This window comes from Bacillus sp. C30, assembly GCF_040838255.1.
Taxonomy (GTDB): domain Bacteria; phylum Bacillota; class Bacilli; order Bacillales; family Bacillaceae_G; genus Bacillus_A; species Bacillus_A mycoides.
Genome location: NZ_JBFPJH010000570.1, coordinates 1 through 1944 on the forward strand (window position 1 = coordinate 1; position 1944 = coordinate 1944).

General features: G+C 34.9%; 2 protein-coding genes and 1 pseudogene. 1 reads left to right on the forward strand and 2 read right to left on the reverse strand.

Going from position 1 to position 1944, the window contains the following annotated elements:
- The first annotated feature begins 601 nt into the window (after window positions 1-601).
- Entirely contained in the window at window positions 602-991 is a 390-nt protein-coding gene (locus tag AB3X49_RS22960; protein WP_367964958.1) for a DUF4183 domain-containing protein, read from the forward strand.
- 404 nt (window positions 992-1395) lie between these two features.
- On the opposite strand, the gene AB3X49_RS22965 is transcribed toward AB3X49_RS22960, so the two are convergent.
- A complete protein-coding gene (locus tag AB3X49_RS22965; protein WP_367964960.1) occupies window positions 1396-1617 on the reverse strand; it encodes a hypothetical protein in 222 nt (73 codons plus the stop codon).
- A 79-nt stretch (window positions 1618-1696) separates the two neighbouring features.
- Window positions 1697-1944, reverse strand: a pseudogene (locus AB3X49_RS22970) (Rpn family recombination-promoting nuclease/putative transposase); the annotation flags it as partial.

Here is a 1944-nt window from a genome sequence, read left to right on the forward strand (position 1 = left end):
TTTTCCATTGGCCACTATCATAGAACTTACGCTTCTGTTGTTTGGTTTTGTATTCATTCATCACTTGTCCACCTTTTGTTTGTCTGAATAAAATAAATGTTCGAACTCCTTTTCTTATTTTCCTAATGTTATAGTGAGAGTATATTAGTCAAACCTTATATATCCCACAAGCTATATAAGGACCTTTCTGTTTCTTTATTTGCGCAGCTGCATTTTTTAATTACTCCAAAAGAAATTCCTCCAGCATTTTAAGCACTCAACATTTAAGATTTCTTACATAAAATTCACCTTATTAACAACATATACGTTTTCCTATTTTTGCATACGAAAAAGAACATCCCCCACCAAGGATGCTCTTCTGACAAAGGACAATGTCGTTATAATTAAATGAGGACAACTGAGTTTGCCCGTACTTTACTATATGTATCGCTTTATCTATGTGTGCAAACGAAAGAGAATTCTCCGCTTTCGAATCGAAAAAATATTTATCCTATTATCTTAAATTCTTGTCCAGTTTCATTCATGTAGAATCACACTTATTGCTAACACGCCATACAATAGGTTATGGACAAACATTATTTCAACAAAGGAGATTATTAAGATGTCGTTACAAGTAATGAAACTTGCAATATCAGCTGAAACAACAACTGGTGTTGATCCAACAGACATAAAATTTTTTCATGTGATGAGTAATCAAGCAGATGCCGGAACTACCGTTACCATACCAGCAACTGAATTTTTTCAAAGTGATGGTTCTCCTGCCACTGTGTTCCCTGATTCCACAAATTACTCATTTTATAAGGTTTATATCAATGGTATACTACAAATGTTGGATATTTTCATAATTTCTGCAGAATTTACTCCTCCTGATACTGTGGATTGGTCCCTCATTATTAATGTTCCTGCAGATGCTCCTATTTTAAAAGGAACACCAATTGTATTAGAATTTGTAGAATTTACACCTTCTTCTACAACAACTATCACATCTTAAATATAAGAGTATCTCTTAAGGATTCTTATTCAACCACCTGGTCTAGTTTCTGTCATATCAAATCCCTCCACGAAGTAGGAATCCTCTGATTCCTACTTTTCTTTTTCGTTCATTGTGTTATTTCATATCCACTCACCACTATCATAGAACTTACGCTTCTGTTGTTTCGTTTTGTATTCTTTCATCACTTGTCCACCTTTAATTTGTCCGAATAAAAGAAATATTCGAACTCTTTTTTATGTTCCTAATGTTATAGTAAGAGTAACATTCCTAAGACCCACATGGTCTACGGATACCGTTTACATAAGCACAGTTGCACATCTTTCTAGCGGGTGATGCATCTGTGCTTATTTAATTACTCCAACGTTAATTGCTTTCTCGAGTTTACTTAGTTTCATCTAACCTCACTCCTTACTTCCTTCTAAGAATGAATCGATTAGTTTATTAATTAAAGTCTTATCGGCTTCTTTCTTTTCATTTGGCGTTATATGCTCATCTAACACTTCACCTTGTTCAATGAATGCCTGTAACTTTTCTAAACCAACATACTCTTTAAGTTCACCTTCAGTTAACGCTGAAAGAATTGTACCAATAGCAATTGCTTTCTCAAGTTTAGTTAGTTCCATCTATCTTCACTCCTTTGCGTTTTCCTATTTTCGCATACAAAAAAGCACCATCACTGGCACTTTCTTTCTCTCTCTATTTTTATGCTAAACGTAGAATATGGTGTATTTCTTCTATTGTCATCTTCAAATTATCTGCAATCGTTTGTGGAGACATTCCGTTGTCATACAACTGTTTGATTATTTGAGCTTTCCCTTGTTTTAGCCCTTTTTCTATCCCTTTGTTCTCCGCATGTGCCACCGCAGCCTTTTCATCTAACAATACCTTTTCTCGCGCCTCATACTCCCGGCGAAACGCTTGATTATGACTCATATTGTCCCACTTATCAA

What these genes read in the sequence shown, in the direction of transcription:
- AB3X49_RS22960 (WP_367964958.1), top strand. Translation starts at nt 602, where the DNA reads ATGTCGTTACAAGTAATGAAACTTGCAATATCAGCTGAAACAACAACT.
- AB3X49_RS22965 (WP_367964960.1), bottom strand. Translation starts at nt 1,617, where the DNA reads ATGGAACTAACTAAACTTGAGAAAGCAATTGCTATTGGTACAATTCTT.